The organism is Ferruginibacter lapsinanis (assembly GCF_020783315.1).
Classification (GTDB): Bacteria; Bacteroidota; Bacteroidia; order Chitinophagales; family Chitinophagaceae; genus Ferruginibacter; species Ferruginibacter lapsinanis.
This window is the reverse complement of the sequence record NZ_CP086063.1, coordinates 3,140,259-3,160,810: the sequence shown is the minus strand read 5'-3', so window position 1 is coordinate 3,160,810 and position 20,552 is coordinate 3,140,259. Positions and strand designations below refer to the sequence as shown.

19 protein-coding genes are annotated in these 20,552 nt (G+C 36.3%); 7 read left to right on the top strand and 12 right to left on the bottom strand.

Annotated features, from left to right (window positions below; all coding sequences use genetic code 11):
* Positions 1–37: 37 nt before the first annotated feature.
* The 3 genes from LK994_RS13145 to LK994_RS13135 form a co-directional block, all read right to left on the bottom strand.
* A complete protein-coding gene (locus tag LK994_RS13145) occupies positions 38–1,699 on the bottom strand; it encodes an OstA-like protein (protein WP_229760552.1) in 1,662 nt (553 codons plus the stop codon).
* A gap of 3 nt (positions 1,700–1,702) precedes the next feature.
* Entirely contained in the window at positions 1,703–2,716 is a 1,014-nt protein-coding gene (locus LK994_RS13140) for an MlaD family protein (protein WP_229760551.1), read from the bottom strand.
* A gap of 102 nt (positions 2,717–2,818) precedes the next feature.
* Positions 2,819–3,793: an N-acetylmuramoyl-L-alanine amidase family protein gene (locus LK994_RS13135; protein WP_229760550.1), complete on the bottom strand. Its 975-nt coding sequence runs from the start codon at positions 3,791–3,793 to the stop codon at positions 2,819–2,821.
* A 91-nt stretch (positions 3,794–3,884) separates the two neighbouring features.
* On the opposite strand from LK994_RS13135, the gene LK994_RS13130 reads away from it, so the two are divergent.
* Positions 3,885–6,635 carry a putative LPS assembly protein LptD gene (locus tag LK994_RS13130; RefSeq protein ID WP_229760549.1) on the top strand — a complete coding sequence of 917 codons (2,751 nt, stop codon included), beginning with the start codon at positions 3,885–3,887 and terminating at the stop codon, positions 6,633–6,635.
* A 4-nt stretch (positions 6,636–6,639) separates the two neighbouring features.
* Here LK994_RS13130 and LK994_RS13125 read toward each other — a convergent pair whose 3' ends face one another.
* From LK994_RS13125 to msrA, 7 genes are all read right to left on the bottom strand, one after another.
* Entirely contained in the window at positions 6,640–7,611 is a 972-nt protein-coding gene (locus LK994_RS13125) for an ion channel (protein WP_229760548.1), read from the bottom strand.
* A 5-nt stretch (positions 7,612–7,616) separates the two neighbouring features.
* On the bottom strand, positions 7,617–9,008 hold the full coding sequence (locus LK994_RS13120; protein WP_229760547.1) for a lipopolysaccharide biosynthesis protein: 1,392 nt from the start codon (positions 9,006–9,008) through the stop codon (positions 7,617–7,619).
* A gap of 7 nt (positions 9,009–9,015) precedes the next feature.
* Positions 9,016–9,546, bottom strand: a complete 531-nt coding sequence (locus LK994_RS13115; protein ID WP_229760546.1) for an acyltransferase — start codon at positions 9,544–9,546, stop codon at positions 9,016–9,018.
* Positions 9,527–10,423 (bottom strand): hypothetical protein, encoded by an 897-nt coding sequence (locus LK994_RS13110; RefSeq protein ID WP_229760545.1) that lies wholly within the window; start codon positions 10,421–10,423, stop codon positions 9,527–9,529. The genes LK994_RS13115 and LK994_RS13110 overlap by 20 nt, the downstream gene beginning before the upstream one ends.
* On the bottom strand, positions 10,420–10,827 hold the full coding sequence (locus LK994_RS13105) for a hypothetical protein (RefSeq protein ID WP_229760544.1): 408 nt from the start codon (positions 10,825–10,827) through the stop codon (positions 10,420–10,422). The genes LK994_RS13110 and LK994_RS13105 overlap by 4 nt, the downstream gene beginning before the upstream one ends.
* Positions 10,828–11,103: 276 nt before the next feature.
* The gene (locus LK994_RS13100) at positions 11,104–11,400 is read right to left on the bottom strand and encodes an isoamylase early set domain-containing protein (protein WP_229760543.1); all 297 of its coding nucleotides are present in this window, start codon (positions 11,398–11,400) and stop codon (positions 11,104–11,106) included.
* A 204-nt stretch (positions 11,401–11,604) separates the two neighbouring features.
* Positions 11,605–12,246 (bottom strand): peptide-methionine (S)-S-oxide reductase MsrA, encoded by a 642-nt coding sequence (gene msrA, locus LK994_RS13095; protein ID WP_229760542.1) that lies wholly within the window; start codon positions 12,244–12,246, stop codon positions 11,605–11,607.
* 165 nt (positions 12,247–12,411) lie between these two features.
* Here msrA and LK994_RS13090 point away from each other — a divergent pair, with 165 nt between their 5' ends.
* From LK994_RS13090 to LK994_RS13080, 3 genes are all read left to right on the top strand, one after another.
* Positions 12,412–12,828 (top strand): hypothetical protein, encoded by a 417-nt coding sequence (locus LK994_RS13090; RefSeq protein ID WP_229760541.1) that lies wholly within the window; start codon positions 12,412–12,414, stop codon positions 12,826–12,828.
* Between the two features lie 206 nt (positions 12,829–13,034).
* Complete coding sequence (locus tag LK994_RS13085) at positions 13,035–14,270, top strand: TCR/Tet family MFS transporter (RefSeq protein ID WP_229760540.1); 1,236 nt, start codon at positions 13,035–13,037, stop codon at positions 14,268–14,270.
* A 12-nt stretch (positions 14,271–14,282) separates the two neighbouring features.
* Entirely contained in the window at positions 14,283–15,662 is a 1,380-nt protein-coding gene (locus LK994_RS13080; protein ID WP_229760539.1) for a UDP-N-acetylmuramate--L-alanine ligase, read from the top strand.
* A 201-nt stretch (positions 15,663–15,863) separates the two neighbouring features.
* Here LK994_RS13080 and LK994_RS13075 read toward each other — a convergent pair whose 3' ends face one another.
* Together LK994_RS13075 and LK994_RS13070 are read right to left on the bottom strand one after the other, a co-directional pair.
* Positions 15,864–16,211, bottom strand: coding sequence for a hypothetical protein (locus LK994_RS13075; RefSeq protein WP_229760538.1), 348 nt, complete (start codon positions 16,209–16,211; stop codon positions 15,864–15,866).
* Between the two features lie 123 nt (positions 16,212–16,334).
* Complete coding sequence (locus tag LK994_RS13070) at positions 16,335–16,844, bottom strand: YkgJ family cysteine cluster protein (RefSeq protein WP_229760537.1); 510 nt, start codon at positions 16,842–16,844, stop codon at positions 16,335–16,337.
* A 130-nt stretch (positions 16,845–16,974) separates the two neighbouring features.
* Here LK994_RS13070 and LK994_RS13065 point away from each other — a divergent pair, with 130 nt between their 5' ends.
* From LK994_RS13065 to LK994_RS13055, 3 genes are all read left to right on the top strand, one after another.
* Positions 16,975–18,858: a DNA topoisomerase IV subunit B gene (locus LK994_RS13065; protein ID WP_229760536.1), complete on the top strand. Its 1,884-nt coding sequence runs from the start codon at positions 16,975–16,977 to the stop codon at positions 18,856–18,858.
* Between the two features lie 64 nt (positions 18,859–18,922).
* Positions 18,923–19,669, top strand: a complete 747-nt coding sequence (locus tag LK994_RS13060; RefSeq protein ID WP_229760535.1) for a class I SAM-dependent methyltransferase — start codon at positions 18,923–18,925, stop codon at positions 19,667–19,669.
* Between the two features lie 58 nt (positions 19,670–19,727).
* Positions 19,728–20,540, top strand: coding sequence for a DUF1835 domain-containing protein (locus LK994_RS13055; RefSeq protein WP_229760534.1), 813 nt, complete (start codon positions 19,728–19,730; stop codon positions 20,538–20,540).
* Positions 20,541–20,552 lie beyond the last annotated feature (12 nt).

Below are 20,552 nucleotides of genomic sequence, written 5' to 3'. Positions count from 1 at the left end.
TTATTGAAACTGGTAAAAGGAATCATTTGGAGGGCAATCATTCAAACAATTCAAATCTATTCTTAGGCCGGCGTTTATCCTGCCAATCAAAACCTTTTAATTGTTTCTGATCTTCAGGTATCTGACGCAGCGGATATAAAGTGCCATCTACATCATTAATGAATTTTACTTTGTTAACTTCTTTATTTACAAAGTAAATATCAATTACATCACCTTTACTTCTGTTCATACCAATATAAGCACTGTCTTTATCCTGCGGATAAAAAATACTTTCGGCCGGAGCACCTTTTGATCTTACATAATCTAATGCCCCATCTTTAAAATATCCGTTCAAAGTACGGCCACCTATCTGATTGTACATATTTTCGGCAGGCTTATTAATGATCATGCTATTATAAAAGGCATACAGCCGCTCTATTTTTCTGTTTTTGGTAAACAGAAAAATAGTGTCACCTGATATTTGAGAGTTATTGCTGAAAATTAGAGGTTCTTTAAATAGTTTGAAAGTAGAATCTAAAGAAGAGTAGTAGAGGCTATCACAAACTGATTGCAATGAATCATTGAAAATACGAACATGATGGAAAGCCTGGAAATAACGGATAGCTGTATCCGAAGATGCATTTACTGTAGTGGAGTTTTTTAATGTATCTATTACCAAAGAGTCCAGTTTTTGCAGACTGTCTCTTTTTTCTATTCCCGAAAATAGGGTGTCTGCTGCAATAAACGTGCTATCATTACCCTCGCCTTTAAAAATCAATACAGGTTTTCTTGTTGCCAGAAAGGAGTTGTTATTCTTGTTTAAAAATATCTGATTCCCAAGAATGGTATATCCATTGACACTGTCTTTAATGATAGCATTACCTTCTAATTGAGCAATACCGCTTTTTTCGTCGTAAGCACTATTGTCAGATACATAAGTACGTGTACTATCTTTTATGATTGATCTTTTGCCAAAAAAAGCTTTCCCATTTTTCAGATCGTAAGTGCCTTCTTTAGTATAGATATCTCCACCATTTTTACTTTTGATATAAGTCTCACTGATAAAAGTGGCAATTTGTGTTTGCGTATTATATAAAAGACTGTCATTCCTGATATCATATTTAGGATCTGTTAAATGTACATTGTCTTTAAAATATACATCCTTTGTATCAGAATAATAAACACCTTCATCACTGGTAAGTATAGTAGCACCATTTACAACTTTTCCGCCACGTGAATATTTCCCGATGCCGGTTGCTAAATTATATTCAAAATCATTGGTAAACAGTGTGCCTTTTTTATCAGTCATTTTTACATTGTTTCGCAGAAAAGCAACTCTGTCCTGACCAATATATTTCAAATACTGTGCGTAAGTATGAATGCTGTCGTTTTGGTTGATATGAATGTTGCCGTAAGCTTCCAGGATATTTGTACGACGGTTGATCACAGCACTGTCGCACATGAATGTAGTAAGCCCTTCTTTTAAAATAACGTTGCCGGCAATTGTTTCGAGGGTTGTTGCAGAGTCGATGGTTTTCTCTCTTAAACTCTTTCCCTGAACAATTTGAATGATCCTTGTAGTGTCGTTTGCTGAAGGGGCAGTAATAGGCTGTTGCCCCAAAACAGCACAACTAAAAGCTAAAAATGAAGATAACAATAACCAATAACGGCAAAGTTTGTTGTGTGTATGATAGTGCATTGCAAATTGCCTTTTGCTCATTACCTATTTATTTAAGTAAGGTGCATTCACAGTATCGGGTAGAGGCACCATCAACGGAGTCTCTTTATCCTTTTTACCAAAAACAGAGATATTGATATATCGTTTGGGATGAAGTCTTACGTCATCTAACAATAAATTTAATTTATTAGAAGTAGCATTCAAATTGGTATATAGTTTTTTATCATTCAGCAGCAGTCCTAAAGTGCCATTATCGCTATTGATCTTGCCAACAGTATTTTTCAGCTCATTAATAGTTCCGTTTAATGATGCCAGAGTTTTTTCTACATCCAGCTTAGAAAAATTAGCAGTGGTTTTTTCAACATTGGTCATAATGTCATTCATCTTATCGTTGTTGCTGGCCAATGCTCCGGTAAAAGAACTTACGTTGTTTAATGTTTTTGCCAATGCACCGCTTTGGGTATTCAATAATGTTTGTAAATAGGCCGATGATACGGTAAGATTGGCTGTAGTTTTATTTAAATTCTCCAACGTGCCTTTGATATTATTTTTTGTATTGGGATCAAAAAGACTGTTAACAGAACCTAAGAGAGAATCTAATGATTTTACTGCAATTTTTACCTGTGCTAAAACCGGATCAACTTTTTGTAAAGCCACATCAAACATACCGGAACTTGCTTCGGTGGCAATTGTATCTCCATTGGTGTAATATTTTGTCGCATTCCCCAATTTTATTTCCAAAGAAGTAGTACCAAGCAGAGAAGTAGTTACTACAGCAACTGAGTTATCAGGAATATTCACCGGGATAGACATATTCATTGTTACTTTGATCTTTCGCATATCCATACCACCATCAGTATTGAATACAGTGCCCACCTGTTTCCCATTGATCATCACCGGGTTGCTGTTAGCCAATCCTTGTATATTATCAAAAACAGCATAATATTTTACTTTATTGCTCTTAAAACTTTTGCCTTTCAAAAAATTAAATCCAAGTATTAGCAATACTATGGCTATGGAAGTAAGTGCACCTACTTTTGTCTCGTTAGAAATTGTCATTATATAAACAGCATTGTTTTAGTTTGCCAAAAATAGGAAATCTCCTCGGGTTAATGGCAAATGTTAAAATAAATGGCCATGGATAAGGGCGTACTGCAAAGATTAAGGGGCTACAACAGGTATTTCCGCAAGTTTTGGGTTTTCCATTTGTTCTTTATAGCGTTTAACGGCACTGGTTATGGCTTCGGCTATTTCCTGCTGGCCTTTTTCACTATTCAAATAACGTTCGTCATCGTAGTTGGTAATGAACCCTGTTTCTACTAAAATAGCAGGCATATTGGTTGCTTGTAATACCCAAATACCTACCTGACGTTGGTTAATACCTAATGCTTCTCTTCCTGTTTTTTCAACTTCTTCATTTACGAAAGTAGCCAACCGAATACTTTTTTCCTGAAAACGTTTGGCCCAGATATCGGCTAATATCTTTTTTTCAGGAGTACTGAAATCTTCTCTGTTATAAGTGGTATCAGAACTGGTTTGTGCAATAAAGTCTTCACTACCCAAAATAGCTTCAAGTTTTTTACTGGTTTTATGAGCACCAAACAACCATACGCTTGTACCACTTCTTTGCGTAGGGATCTTGTAATATTGTATAATAGGCCTTTCTACCTGACGAGAGGTCTTAATTATTTTTTTGACTTTCTTTTTCCCCTTTTTTATCCATTCAACTTTGCTATCGTAAACTGTAACTGTTTTATATCCTGTAATTCTGCTACCGGTCTTTAAAGCGGCGGCATCGGCATGTATGCAAATAAACAGGTCCCCCTTATTGGCATTGGCAATATCTGCTTTTTCAGGTGGAGATTGATAGATATCAGTAGTACGTGTAGGGACGATCCTTACTTCGGGGAATTGTTTTCTAAGTTCAGCAACCAATTTATTACTTATTGCGAGGGTTACATTTTTTTCATAACTATTCAATCCTCCTTCATAACCTCCATGTGCACCGCCATCCTGGCCTCCGTGTCCTGCATCAACAATAATTGTTTTTATTTTCTTTGGTGTTTGTGCAAAAGCTTGAAATGAACAGAAGGATATGGCAAATAAAGCTGCAAAAAATAGCTTTTGTTTAAACATATTATAGTAGGTTTAGTGCGGTTAACAATATTTATAAGACTTTATTCACAACTAGTTGTGGCTAATATGATTATTTTTGCGCCTAACTGCGATGAATAACAACTACAAAGGTAAGGCAAAATATATATCGGCTTCTTTAGCTGTGTTATTGTTATCTGCAATGACGTTAATATCCAGCGGAAGTAATTCATCTCTGCTACATTTTTACAAAATTTTAACGCCGATAAAAGGGGCTGCTCATGATAACGAGAATGGCAATATTGTCAATAGTATCCATGAGATGAAAAAATATATAATAGATACCATCCCCGGAGATGATACGTTAATTATACAAACTAAAGTTGATACGTTGAATGTAAAAGCATCAAAAGATTCATTAGATGCTCCGGTAGTTTATCATGCGGATGATTCTATGGTATTAGATGTACCCGGTAAAAAAATATACCTGTATGGAAAAGACGCTCGTACAAAATATAAAGACAATGAATTAACAGCTCCGGGGATAGAATTTGATCAGTCAACTAATCTGGTAACAGCATCTTTAAAAAAAGATAGCCTGGGGAAGGTAATTGCTTTTCCAACATTTAACCAAAGTGATTTTAAATCTGTCAGTGATACGATAGAGTTTAATATGAAGACGGGTAAGGGGCTTACAAAAGGCACCTATACTCAACAAGGAGAAATGTATGTATATGGCGAAAAAATAAAAAAAGTTGATGATAAAGTTTTTTATGCCAAGAATGGTCGTTTTACAACCTGTAATTTAGATACACCACATTTTGCATTTGTTAGTCGTAAGATCAAATTCATTAATAAGAAAATGGCGATAACCGGGCCTGTTCATCCTGAATTTGAAGGGATACCTTTACCAATTTATCTGCCATTTGGTATTTATCCTTTATCTCAAGGAAGGCATTCGGGTTTACTGGCACCAACGTTTACGGCAAATGACCAGTTAGGGCTTGCATTGGAAGGTCTTGGCTATTATAAGGTACTTAGTGATAACTGGGATATAACGACTAGGGGTACACTATATTCTTATGGAGGTTGGACTGCAAGTGTTAGTCCACGCTACTTTAAACGATATCATTATCAGGGGAGTTTTAATATTGACTACCAAAAATTCAAATATAATTTTAAGGGAGATCCTGACTATTCTTCCAGTAAGACCTTCAACTTTCGTTGGGGGCATTCTGTTGACAGCAAGGCGAGGCCCGGAGTTAGTTTTAGTGCAAATGTAAATGCCGGCAGTAGTAAGTTTAACTCATTAGTGCCTAACAGTCCGATGAGAAACTTTAGTAACCGATTATATTCTACCATACAATATGCAAAGGTGTGGAAGGATAAACCTTATAATATTTCCATCAATGCAAATCATAATCAGAATACAGTTGACAGGATCATAAATGTAACATTGCCTGAGGTCAGCTTTAACCTGAATACACAATATCCATTTAGAAGAAAAGAAGCTGCAGGTACGTTGAAATGGTATGAAAATATAGGGCTGGCATTGAACTCGAACGCAAAGAGTCTTACTTATTTTTCTGATGACAAAACAGTAAGCCCATTGCCGATCTTTAATCAGATCACTAACAACTTGCAGTGGGGCGCTAATCATAACATCCCGATAAGTTTATCGTTACCGCAGTTGGGACCCTTACAAATAATGCCAAGTGTTAGTTACACAGAAAGATGGTATCAGAAAAAATTTATAAGAAGTTGGAATGCAGTTGATAATAAAGTAGATACCAATATAACCAGAGGTTTTTTTGCTGCAAGAGAAATGTCTTATGGAGTAGGGGTTTCAACCAGAATTTTCGGTTTGTTTGGATTTAAAAAAGGTTCCAAGATACAGGCTATCCGCCATGAGATTCGTCCCACCATTAGCTTTAATTATAAGCCTGATATGAATCGCAGGTCTTATTATAATACCCAAATAGATGAGACGGGAAGAGAGGCAAGATTTTCAGTTTATGAGGGAAGTTTATTCGGGGCTTTTGGCGAAGGCAAATTTGGTGGAATATCTTTTGGGCTAGACAATAATATTCAAATGAAAGTGCGGAATAAAAGAGATACTGCCCAGGATGCTTCGAAAAAAATTACCCTTATAGATGGGTTAAGTTTAAGTGGCGGGTATAATTTTTTAATTGACTCTTTTCAATTAAGTCTGTTGAGTGTGAGTGCAAGAACAAACTTGTTTGATAAGTTGAATATTACAGCCAATGCTACTTTAGATCCTTATGACGTAGACGCAAAAGGAGAAAGAATTAAGCAGTTGATATGGAAGCGGAAATGGGCTACTTTAGGCAGACTTATGGGAGGAAATGTTTCTATGTCGAGCAGGTTCCAGGGCGGCAGTAAAAAGGATAATAAAAATACGAATCAACAACAGCCTCTTACCGGCCAACCCTACAATCCGGCAACCGGAATGCCATTGGATGAATATCAGACAGAAGCTGCTTATATAAATAGTAATCCGGCAGAATTTGCAGACTTTAGTATTCCCTGGTCAATCAATCTTTCTTATTCACTACGTTTTACCAGGGAGAGAAAAGCAGATTACAGCGGGTTTCAGACAAATTTTTATCAGGATGTCAACTGGAATGGCACATTGGGATTGTCTCCCAGATGGCAAATAGGAATGAATGGTTTTTATAATATCACACAAAAGGAACTAGGCACATTATCACTTTCATTGTCCAGAGAAATGCATTGCTGGCAAATGGGGATAAATATTTCTCCTGTAGGAAGATACCGCTTCTTTAATATTTCTATCAGTCCTAAATCGGGAATACTAAGAGACCTGAAAATAAACAGGACCAGGTATTTCTATGATTTTTAGACAATCAACTTAATAAAGAGTTGATATCTGCAGGTACATAAGAATTTAATTTTTCTATCTCCAGGATGGTTTTCCCATTATCGCTGCTGCGATGGAACATCGGAACAAATTTTGCCCCAATGATCAGTTCATCTAATGTATAGGAAGTACGGGCAACTACAGTATTGCTGAACATGTCATCAAATGCCTTAATAAATAATAAAACTTCACCTTTAATGCTTTTATAATCATCTAATGAGAATTTATAAAAAGGGCTGTTTTCATTAATAGGGTGTACAATCGTCCAGCTTAATGTAAGTGCATTAACGGTGTTGTACTCCAAGTCCATTCGAAAAAACTTGTTAGTTGTTTTCCCATTTTCTTCAATCATTAATCCTGCAATAACTTTCGCTTCGGCATCGGTCAAATTATTGTTTTTGTATGAAGCAACTCTCATCATAATAGCCAGGCCATCTTTGAAAGGAGCCAATATCATATTATCACTAAAACGTAAATAGGCTTTCGGCCTGCTGAAACGTCCATAAAACAACCCTGTAGCAATAGCGAAGCTTAACAAGCCAATCAAGGCCTCAAATGCTGCAATGGCACTGGTTATAAACCCAACAGGGCTTATTCTGCCATATCCAACTGTTGTAAATGTTTGGGCGCTGAAAAAAAATGCTTCGCCAAATTTTTGTATTTCCGTAGTGGCAGTTAATCCTTCCAGGTGTTCTACTCCGATAAAATAATAAATGTTTGCAAAAAGAAAATTAATGACGGTGTAAAAAATGATCAGCATCAATAAAAATTTCCAGCGAGGCAATTGCAACAGCGTATGATACCAACTTATTTTTTCAAAGACACCAACTCCTCTCTTATCAATATTTGGCTGTCCGTTTTTATTAACAAATCTGCCGCCATAATCCGCAGGATTATTTCCAAATCCAGTATTGGCTTCTGTTTTTGCTCTGCTATTTAATTTTTTTAATAATGACATAACCGTTAGATGGATTTTCTTTCCTGAAAAAAGTAATACAAAAATAAGCCGACAGAGGCTATTCCGCAGACACAAATGCCGATAACAAGTCTGGACATTGAGGATAATAGCACTGAAGAGAATTTTCCTGCACAAGTAATTGCTAAGGCAAATAACATCCATCCCACCAGTTTTTTTATTGGGAAAAAGTCGATGATCCGTTTATTCAATAATTTACCTGTATGCCACAAGTAATAACCGATTTGGATATAAGTGGATAATACAAATGCAAGAGCAATGCCTCTAAAATCTAAAAAAGGATATAAAACTAGCATTAGTAAAATTGCCACACCAATATCCAATACAGCACCTTTTACAATGATGTCACTTTTGTGGAATACCTGTAATGCCACAGTGTAATTGGTGATACGTGCAGGTAGGATAAAAATACTGATCACAAAAAAAGGGATGGATGCCAGATATTTTTCGCTGAAAAAAAGCGTAAAAAAATCCTGATAGTAAAATAGTAAAAAACAAAATGATGGGAAAACGATCGAAGCCAGCAAAAGCGAAGAAGTAGCAAACAATTCAGATATTCCACCTGAAGTGGCAGACTTTTTCTTGCTCATTTCTACGATCATAATGTTACCTACAGCACTTACAAGCAATGCAAATATGGGAATCTCATAAGCTCCATTAAAATAGACAGCGAATTGAGCTGTAGTAACCAATAAAAGGATCACCCATTTATCAAGCCACTTGAACAACATACCCAATACATCATTAATCCCCAGGTAAAGCCATTGTTTGCCGATATTGTCTTCCGCTAAAATTGTGTGCTGGTCGGGTAATGCATTGTTTTTCTTTTGTAATAAAAACAAGCTTTTTATAATATATAACAGCAATAAACCCGGTAGAAGTTTTATAAGTGAATAGCCACTGTTTAAAACATATAGATGCCATGTTAAAAAAAACGCTGCAAAAATTATATTGCTGATAACAACCCTTTTTTCGTTTTCATTTTTTATAGCAATTGTTTCAATAATGATTGAAATATTTTGTGCTATTAATACTGTTAACAGTAAAAGTTTGGTCCCGATAGTGAAATGCTGCACCATTGTAAGCAGATAAACGATCGGTAATAAATTGAGCAATACAAAGATCGGGATAGCTGTTTTTTTATTTTCCTTTATCCATGTCAGGATATTTTGCAGGGAAGACGATAATAATAAAGAAGGCAATCCAAAAAGTCCGATCGCACTTAATACGCCAATATAAAGCCATATAGATTGATAACTGCCATAGTCATCATAAGATAAACGCCTTGAAAAAATAAAGATGATCAATAACTGAACAGCAACGGGGAGAAGTTTGCTGATAAGCAGGAGCAGGGATCTGGTAGCAATTTTTTTTTTCAAAAAATTGTCAACGTTGATATTTTGTTCTGCTGAATTCGTCACAAGTATTTTTATCGAGATGATTAATGATTGTTGCCGGCACACCACCCAACACACAATATCCTTCTGTAAAACTTTTTGATACCACGGCTCCTGCACCTACAACTGTAAAATCGCCTAACTCCACTCCGGGTAATATTACTACATTCATCCCAATCCAGCAAAACTTACCTATTTTGATAGGAGGAGCTGGATCGAATATTGAATTATCGATGAGATTATGATTGGCGGTTATCAATCCTGCATTAGGCCCTATATTGGTATAGTCGCCAATGCTGATACCGTTACTTGCATCAATAAAATTTCCCGGAGAGTCGCCGGGAAAAACATTGATACCTCGGGTAATATTTTTGGCATTGATCACTCTGCTTGTATGATGCACAGCCCATGGTACATCCGCATTTATTCTCAAGAGTCTTCTGAAAAAAAAGTCAGCCATGTAAAAACTCAATGGCATTTCTTCTCTAAAACCAAATATTTTACAAATAAGTTTTTTCATTTTTTAAATAGAATTTCTGAAAAAAATGATTGGGTTGATAATAAAAAAGGTTTTGTACAAGATAAGGTATTTTGGAGGTGTTCAGAAAAACAATCGAAACGATCGTCATCTCTGCAAAGCAAACATCTACAAAAATATAGTTAATAGCATGGATAAGAATAGGGCACCAGAACAAATATTTATCGAATTTTTTCGTAAAAAATCCCAGAACAATTATGCCTTCTAAAAAAACAACCATCAGGTATCCAGCCTGCATCAACATATTATGGCGTAAAAAAAAAGCATAAAAATCTTTGGAGAAAATGGGAGTATCTGTTCCTAACATTATCCAACCAATATTTTCCTTCACATTTGCCATGCCTTGTGTTGGGTTAAATACTGCACCATTCAACAGTTTAAATACAAAGGCATCTACATAAATAAAGATCACTATATAACGGATGCCTTCCCAAACAATTTTAAATGTAGCATCTTTCTTTGGCCAGAATGCGAAAGAAAGGAAAAATATCCCAGCCATGGGATGGGAGTGATGCATCGCATAGCTGTTATAACAAATGAAATAGAAAAAATAAAGTAGTGTAAATAATATTGCAAAAGTTCGTTTTAATGGGAAACAAAATACCATGATCGCAGTGAGTGTTAAACTGATATCAAATAAAACGGATAAATAAATATTTGAGGTAATGATATCAGGCACTCCACTGAAATGGATCAACCAATACGTGTAATCAATCAAAGGGTATTTTAATACCGGAGCCTGCATGTTGCTAAGCAAACTATGATTGATGTATCGGAAAAGTATTGCAAATAAAATAAAGCCAAACACCATTCTGGTGAGTACTATTCTTTCCTTATTGTTTGCAATATCAGTTCTCATTGGCTAAGTAAATTTTTTTTACTGATGATCGTTGCAAATCCTTTTTCGTTGTAAGTAAAACTGATCTTATCAACCTGTATAGTTTCTACGTTCTTATTAAGTGCATGTGCTATATATCTTTTAAGCCAGGCGGGGTATTGCAGAATGTTTTCCTGCTGGTTAGCTAAGTGAGAGGCAAAAAAATACTGGATGCGTCTGATTGCCCCTTTTTCTCCTTTCCTGTAATATGTCATTGAATCAACATAGCCATCATCTGCATAATGCTGGTATTTGTCAAAGCTGGTATAGATCATCATTCTGTAGGGTTCAGCCCAGGTTTGATCTAATCGTATTTTTTCATTATTGTTGATGGTGACTTCTAGAATATCGTAGGAAGGTTTGACAGTATCAATATTACTGTACATGCCCCAAACAAAAAATGGAGTTATTTCTACACCGGTTTTATGTGTAAAGAGAGAGAGAGAAATGAAGACACAGAAAAATACAAACCAAAGTTTGCTTTTAGCGTATAGCCTATATAGATAGGAGTTTTTTAGCATTCAATAAAAGGCTGACGTAAATGATGTATTAGTACAAATATAAAGCCTTTATAAAATACCCGAACGATAAAGATATAGCCATGGATGTTAGCATCCAGGCTGTAAAAAATAATGGCCGGAAAATACCGGCCATTAAATAAATTATGCTTCGATTACAAGTAAACTGTTGTTTCCACCAAAACCATCAGCATTTTGTCCGTCTGCTTCAGTTTCCGTAACCCATTCGGTTTTGTTTACTAAGTATTTAAACTCGTGTTTTGTATTTTTTGGCAAAGAAACATCTGCTGTAAAACTGCCGTCTTTTTTCTTACTAAGGATGATTGAATTTTCCCAATCGCTGTTTAAACCAAGGATTTCTACTGTTTCAGCGTTTTCTACGTTAAAAGTAAATTTTACTTTACAATAATCTTTTGTCTTGAAATAAGTTTTTTGTACCATATGTGTGTTTGTTTGATAGATTCCGGGATTTTAGCCACCAATCGTTGAAAAACAATGATGTAAGTATAGAAAAGTCCCTTGTTTTGCCCTTTAATACCGGTTTCGGGCAAAGGTAACCCATTTTGGTAACGTATAGTTATTAACAGGAATTACACTTTCAGGCCTTTTAAAGGGATTTAATACGTAAAACAACCTATTTCTACTTTACTTAAAATTCCCCTTAAATTCTTTTTTAAATTTTAAAAAATCGGGAATAGACACATTTTGTACATAAGGGTTTTCGGGATGCATAGCGATATACTCCTGATGGTATGTTTCGGCAGGATAAAACCTATCGAAAGGAATCACCTGAGTAACGATCTTGTTTTTATATTTTTTGGCAGTTGTCAGACGTTTTATTTCAGCTTCAATGATCTGTTTTTCAGTTTCATTCCTGTAAAATGCGATAGACCGATATTCTGTCCCTACATCATTTCCCTGTCTGTTAAGCGTTGTAGGATCCTGGCTGGCAAAAAAAGCAGCAACCAGTGTTTCAAAACTTATTTTAGTAGAATCGTAATAGACCTGCACAGCTTCAGCATGCCCGGTACTGCCACCAGCTACTTTTTCGTAATCAGGTCTTTTATCGTGTCCTCCCGAATAACCCGATACAGCATCTCTGACACCCTTCAAACTTTGAAAAACGATCTCTGCATGCCAGAAACAGCCTTCGGCAAATGTTGCCACAGATTCTTTAGTGGTGGGGGCTTTACTTATTCCTTTAGGAATAGCAACGTTACTCGTTTGTGTTTGTGCACAAGAGATAAAGCTTACGATAGAAAGAATAGTAGCAAAAATTGATTTCATGACTAATTGTTTTCTATAAATACGTTGTAAAAACCTGAAAGGTTTTCCACAAATGTTAATATTAGCTTAAGACGGATATTCCATACTTTATGGACCTATTGCAAAAAGAAATCCAAATTACTACTTTGTAGAAAATCATTTATCATTTAACTAAAACCATTACTTATGAACTTCAAAAAACTATTTATTGGAGGTATTGTTGGAGGAGTTGTATTCTTCCTCTTAGGATGGCTTATCTATGGAATAATGCTAATGGACTTTATGTCGAGCCATACAGCTTTGCCGGCTCCAATAGGAGTAAGTCGGCCAATGCCAATGTTTCCTTATTTGATCCTGGGAAATATTTTGTCGGGATTTTTACTGGCATATATTTTCTTAAAAGCAAATGTTAACTCATTGATGGGAGGATTAACATTGGCTGCAGTAGTAGGTTTACTGATTAGCAGTAGCTACGATTCAATTATGTATGCTACTACTTACCTGGCAAGCCGAACAGCAGTACTGGCGGATGTGGTTGCATTTACAGTAATGTGTGCAGTATCAGGCGCTGTTATCGGATTCACTTTTAGTAAGGTTAAATAGCTTGATTTTTAATTTGCCGTGTTTTAATTTCTTTAAGGAGTTCTGGCAGGACTCCTTTTTTATTGCTATCACAAAGGACACAAAGCCTTATAGAGAGTATGTAAATATGAAAGCTGTCTCCGTGTACTCAGTGAGTTCTCTGTGAAGCTTTGTGAAAATTATCACACATACTTTTTTAGTTTTTCTAAAAGCCCCATCTTTGCCCCATGATTAAAGAGGTGAATACATTCAACAGAAATGCCGCAGTCAGTTTTATATTTATCACACTATTAATTGATGTAACGGGAATTGGTTTAATTATCCCGGTTGTTCCTAAACTGATAGAAGAGTTGATACATGGAAATATCAGTCAGGCTTCTACTTATAGTGGATGGCTCACATTCGTATATGCGATCATGCAATTTTTGTTTGCGCCATTGCTGGGGAATCTTAGTGATAAATATGGCAGACGTCCTGTTCTGTTATTATCATTGTTAGGTTTAGGGATAGATTATATCTTTCTTTTTCTGGCACCTTCAATTGGTTGGTTGTTTGTAGGAAGGATCATTGCCGGGTTTGCAGGTGCAAGTTTTACCACTGCTACCGCTTATATAGCCGACGTAAGTACAGCCGAAAACAGGGCAAAGAATTTTGGTATGGTTGGAGCTGCTTTTGGCTTGGGATTTATCATAGGGCCGATGATAGGAGGATTACTGGGTGAGTATGGAGCAAGGATCCCATTCATTGTGGCAGCCGGATTAAGTTTATTGAATTGCTTGTATGGATACTTTGTTTTGCCGGAATCTTTGTCTGTTGAACACAGAAGAGCATTCGATTGGAAAAGAGCCAATCCATTTGGTACTTTAAAACAGTTAAAAAAATATACAGCAGTAAGCGGTTTGATCTTTTCATTTTTTCTTATTTACATGGCTGGGTTTTCTGTACAAAGCACCTGGTCATTTTTTACCATTCAAAAATTTAGCTGGACGAGTAAAATGATCGGTATCTCTTTAGGGGTTGTAGGTTTTTTAGTGGCACTGGTACAGGGAGGATTGATACGGATCATTAATCCTAAACTGGGAAATAAGAATAGTATTTATGTAGGATTATTTCTCTATTCACTAGGCTTAATGCTTTTTGCATTTGCTTCTCAGAGTTGGATGATGTTTGTCTTTTTAATTCCGTATTGTCTGGGAGGGATCGCTACCCCGGCATTGCAGGCCATCATATCCAGCCAGGTGCCGGCCAATGAGCAAGGTGAATTACAGGGAGGGTTGACTAGCATCATGAGTATTGCTAATATTTTAGCGCCTATCATCTTTACTAATTTGTTTGCTTACTTTACAAAACCGGAAGCGCCGGTGCATTTTGCAGGTGCAGCATTTTTATTGGGTGCTATTTTTATGCTGACAAGCATATTGGTTGCGTACAAAACTTTACACAAAAATGAGGCAGTGGCCTAAATAATACTTACTATGATCCGATCTATTGATGATTTCGAGAATGTTTTTTTTATTGGTGTAGCGGGCACAGGTATGAGTGCGATTGCACAATATCTTGCCGGTGTAAATAAAAATGTTTCGGGCAGTGATAGGTATTTTACACCAGATGCTTATAACGAAACAAAAGAAAAACTGGAAGCCGAAGGCATTAAATGTTTTTTGCAAAACGGGGAAGGGATAACTGCTGAAACCGATTTGATCGTAGTATCAACAGCTATTGAAGATACGGTAGCAGAAGTGCAAAAAGCAAAACAATTAAATATTCCGATCTTAAAGCGAAGCGAAGTGTTATCACTTATTGCAAAAAGTAAAAAGACCATTGCAGTAGGAGGTACATCAGGAAAAAGTACAACCAGTGCTATGCTGTTTGATATTTTAGAATTTGCAGGTATGCAACCAAGTATCATCAGTGGTGCAGGTTTGATAAGTATTATCAAACAAGGGAAGATCGGTAATGCAAAAGTAGGGGCTGGCGACTGGCTGGTAATTGAAGCTGATGAAAGTGATGGTAGCATCGTACAATATTATCCCGAAGTTGGTTTATTACTAAACATTGATAAAGACCATCAGGAGATAGATGAACTGATGCAAATATTCAACACTTTTAAAAAAAATACGAAAGAATTGTTTGTGGTCAATCAATCCAATGCGTTGGCAAAACAATTATCCGCCAGTGATAAAAATGATTTTTCGATTGATGAAACTTCAGCAGCCGGATATATTGCAAAAGGATTTAAGCAGGAAGGGTTCAATATTCAATATTCTGTCTTCGATATTCAATATTCTATCAACACTGTTGGCAAGCACAATATGGAAAATGCCCTCGCCGCCACTGCAGTAGCTAATCAGTTGGGCGTATCGTTACAAACCTGCGCCGATGCATTGAGAAATTATGAAGGTATCTATCGTCGTCATCAGATATTAGGTCAGAAAAATGGTGTTTGGGTAATAGATGACTATGCTCACAATCCGGCAAAGTGTGCGGCTTCTATAGCTGCCTGTCAGTATGTTGCACCAAAAGTAATTGCATGGTTTCAACCGCACGGTTATGGTCCAACCAGATTTTTAAGAGCAGATTTTGTAAAAGAAATAGCAGCCGTGTTAAGACCTCAGGATGAAATATGGATGAGTGAGATCTTTTATGCCGGTGGTACTGCGGTAAAAGATATCTCTGCCAATGATCTGATCAACGACATAAAAGCGTTAGGAAAAAATGCTTTTTTTGTAGAAGACAGAAACCAGTTTTTAGATGTAGTTCGTCCTCATCTCACAGAAAACTGTGTGTTGTTGTTAATGGGAGCAAGGGATCCGAGCCTGGAGTATTTTGGTAAAGCGGTCTGGGAGAAGTTGTAGCGTGAGTAGTCATGTCAGATCTAAGGTCAGATATGAAAGTAACTCCTTTATTTTAACTTCTGCTAAGAATACAAAGACCGTTCACGTAGAGCGAACAGCCTTTGTATAACTTTTCTGAAATAGTACACCAACGATAGATATTGAGCAAAAGCATACACCTTTTCAATATTCTTTTTCTCGGTTGTTTAGTTCACAATTGAATTATTTCTTATCGGTTAATTTGCTCACTTCAGTCTCTGCTTTTGCTGCAGGAGGGGCAACGGGAGGGATGACAGTAAAGTTGCTGGTAAAAGATTTCAATCCTTTTACATCTTTTTGTAATGAAGTCAGGATATCATTGGCTTTAACGTATGCCGCAGAATCTTTAAACTCTCCTGAAAGTGAAGCGACTCCTTCTTTTACGTCGCTAACAGTTACGCCTGTCAGCTCAGTGGCAGCTTTTACTTTTTCTTCCAATGCTGTTTTAATGTCAGCATCTTTAGGAGTGCAGCTTACAAATCCGATTGTAGCTGCGATGACTGTTGCCATCAATACATTTGTCTTTTTCATGTTACTTGTTTTTTAGTGTATAATGTTGTGTCGGAAATATCTTTTCTAAAAGATGTTTCTCTGTCAACATATATACAGATAGAAGATTTTAGTAACCGGTTGAATACGTTAAAAAAAGTATAATCAAATTTGAGGAGTAAAACCTGTTTCAGTTTTTAATGTTTCTACTACATTAAAAATGATGGGGCACATGCTGTAGTACATAAAAGTGCTAAAGAGTCTGCTGGTAAATTTCGGAAGGTCTAAGTGAGGAAATGCCCTGCATCCGGCAAAACGATGTTCGTAAATACTGCATTTTGTACCTTCCAGAAAATGACAGGGAATTTGATTAATAATCATTAATCCACCGGCTCCCTTTTCAATATATGTTGCTTTCAAGTCTGCAGTACTTATCTGCAGGTGGTTAGCAAGATTATCTGCCTCAGCATCAGAAACATTTATCATTAAAGATCTACAGCAATTGCCGCAGGTGGTACAATCTATTTTTGGGGATATCTCGGTATTGAGCCGGTGAACTATTTCATCTATTGCTGCAGCATCCTTCGATTGTAAAAAATCCTTAAAATCCTCGTTTTCTTTTTCCTTGGCTATGGCCACTTCTGCGATCGAAGCCAGGTTTGTTTGTAACTGCACCAAATTTTCTTTTTACGAAGGTAAAACAAAGCCGGTGCCATTTTCTAACATTTTTAAAAAGGGTGTGGATAAGTCATTTAGCTGTTAAATGCAGTCATTCTACTATATTGCAACGCTGAAAAAGAAATAAATGGCAGAAAAAGAACAATTGGATTATACAGAAGACTCCATACGGAGCCTCGATTGGAAAGAACATATACGCCTTCGTCCGGGTATGTACATCGGTAAATTAGGTGATGGAAGCAGTGCCGACGATGGGATTTATGTATTGCTGAAGGAAGTTATCGACAACTGTATTGATGAACATACCATGGGGTATGGTAAGCATATTGATGTAACGATCACCGATAAAATTATTTCTGTAAGAGATTACGGACGTGGTATTCCACTGGGTAAAGTGGTAGATGTGGTAAGTAAAATAAATACCGGAGCTAAATATGATAGCAAGGCTTTTCAAAAAAGTGTGGGATTGAATGGTGTGGGTACCAAAGCCGTAAATGCATTGAGTAATTACTTTAAAGTAACTGCATACAGAGAAGGCAAGGAAAAAACTGCCGAATTTGAAAGAGGTAATTTGGTGAAAGAACATAAGGAAGTTGCAACAAAAGAAGACAACGGTACTTATGTAGAATTTACTCCCGATGACCTGATCTTTAAGAATTTTCATTTTGTACAGGAATATCTCGATAACCAGTTTTGGAATTACTGTTACTTGAATGCCGGTTTAGTAATGAACCTGAATGGTAAAAGGTTTGTGAGCAAAAATGGCTTATTGGACCTGTTGGAACGTAAGACCAATGCTGATGAGATCCGTTATCCTATCATTCATTTAAAAGGAGAAGATATTGAAGTAGCCATTACACATGAAAGTGCATATGGCGAAGAGTACTACAGTTTTGTAAACGGACAGTTTACTACACAGGGAGGAACGCACCTGGCGGCCTTTAGAGAAGGCTTCATAAAAACTGTCAGAGAGTTTTTTAAGAAAGATTATGATGCGTCTGATATACGAGGCAGTATTTGTGCTGCCATTAGTGTAAGAGTGCAGGAGCCCGTTTTTGAAAGTCAGACAAAAACAAAATTAGGCTCACAAAACGTGTATGAAGGTGGACCAAGTATGCGGAATTTTATCGGTGATTTTTTAAATAAAGAGCTTGATAATTATTTACATAAAAATCCTGCTACTGCCGACGCACTTAAAAAGCGTATTGAGCAAAATGAAAGAGAGCGTAAGGAGTTGTCCGGTATCAGAAAATTAGCTAACGAAAGAGCTAAGAAAGCCAATCTCCACAATAAAAAATTAAGAGATTGTAAGTATCACTATAATGATGAGGCTACGGGGAAAGAAAAAGATAAAATTCTTGAAAAAGCAAAAGAGAGTACCATCTTCATTACCGAAGGAGATAGTGCAAGTGGTAGCATCACTAAGGCCCGTATTGTAGATACACAGGCTGTTTTTAGTCTTCGTGGTAAACCATTGAATTGTTTTGGGTTAACAAAAAAAGTGGTGTACGAGAATGAAGAATTTAACCTTCTCCAACATGCGTTAAACATAGAAGATGGCTACGAAACATTACGCTACAACAATATTGTATTCGCCACCGATGCCGATGTAGATGGTATGCATATCCGGTTATTATTAATGACATTCTTCCTGCAATTCTTTCCTGACCTGGTTAAGAACGGGCATGTATATATATTAGAAACACCTTTGTTCAGAGTACGTGATAAAAAGGAAACAATTTATTGTTATGATGAAAAAGAAAAACAGGAAGCAATCAAAAAATTGACCGGTAAGCCGGAGATAACAAGGTTTAAAGGTTTGGGTGAGATCAGTCCGGATGAATTTGCAAGATTCATAGGAAGAGACATGAAATTGCAACCGGTGATGATGTTGCCTGATACACATATTCAACAATTGCTTGAATATTATATGGGGAAAAATACCCAATCAAGACAGGATTTTATTATTGACAATCTGAAGGTAGAAGTTGATTTGGTTGAAGAAGTTTAATTAATTCTTAATTTAATTTTAAAAAGTGTTTGAATTTCACACGGATAAGAAACGGTACTTTGAGATGCAGGTAGAAAATACCCGTAAGTATGTTATTCCTTTCATTGAACAATATAGAAAGATAGCACCAGGAACACGGGTGTTGGAAATTGGTTGTGGAGAAGCAGGAGTATTAAAAGCCTTTACAGATTTAGGTTGTATAGGAGTTGGCGTAGAACTGGATGAACCAAGATTGGTTATTGCCAGAGAATGGATGAGTGAAGAAATGAATAAAGGATTGGTATCTTTTATATCAAAAGATATTTATAAAGTAGATGTTGAAAAGGAGTTTCCGAGTCGATTTGATATCATTATTTTAAAAGATGTGATTGAACATATCCATGATCAGAAAAAATTGATTGCATGGATGAAACATTATTTAAATAAAGATGGAATCGTATTCTTTGGATTTCCGCCGTGGCAAATGCCTTTTGGAGGGCATCAACAGGTAATGCAAAGTAAGTTGTTGAGTAAACTGCCTTATTTTCATTTGTTGCCAATGTTTATCTACAAAGGGATATTGAAATTATTCAAAGAAAATGTGGATGCGTTCACAGAAGTCAAGGACACAGGTATATCCATAGAACGATTTGAAAAAATAGTTGACGAAACAGGATATAATGTAGTCAATAAAATTCATTATTTCCTGAATCCGATCTACGAATTTAAGTTCGGCTGGAAACCCAAAAAACAAAATGCAGTGATCAGTGCTATACCATGGGTAAGAAATTTTTTTACTACCTGTGTATACTATATGATCACACCAAAATAGGATATAATGAATTATCGATTCGATATATTTTTTAATTTTTAATTCTTAATTAGTATAAATGATTCATGTAGTTTTTAACGAAGCAGATGTAAATGTATTGAAAGAGGCGATCGCATTAGATGAATCGTTGCAGGGTGAAGTTGTGCAGATAAAAGATGACTACGCGGTTGGTCCACTAAATAATATTTATGTTGGTGAGGGGATAGCAGAACGCAGACAGTGGTGGAATGATGTGCTGGCCGGCGGAGACTATGAGCGGAAAGCAGATAGTGATGAGATCGATGATTATAAGACAGCGGCAGAATTGGTGGGTACATTAAGAAGAGATGAAAATGAGATCATCTGGATATGGGCAGCACAAAATAAACATGATGTATGTGGGTATTACTGGCTGCTCAATTATATGAAAGAATTTCAAGGGAGGGTGTTTATTCTTTATTTGAATAATCTTCCCTTTATCAATGAAAAAGGAGGAGTATTCTATCCTAATTGGTTACATGAGATTCCTGCAAAAGAATTTTTAAAAGCTAAAAAATTAGCCAGAGAAATAACGTTGAGTGAGTTTGAAGTTGATCCGGATGAATGGACAAAGATCTGCAATGAAAATAAAGGTGTTCGCTTATTGGAAGGCGGGAAGAAATTAACGCAGGAGGACTATGATTTTTATGATGCAGAATTGAAAAAATTTATAACAGTCGATTGGCAGAAAGCATCAAAGATCATTCATCAATATTTGGCCAAAGCAAAACACACAACAGGCGATGCTTATTTATTATGGCGTTTAAAAACAATGATAGCAATGGGGATGTTTGATGTGCAGGGGAAGATAGAGAATATGAAAGATTTTGAAATTAAGACAAAAGCGATCTGATGATTTGAAAAT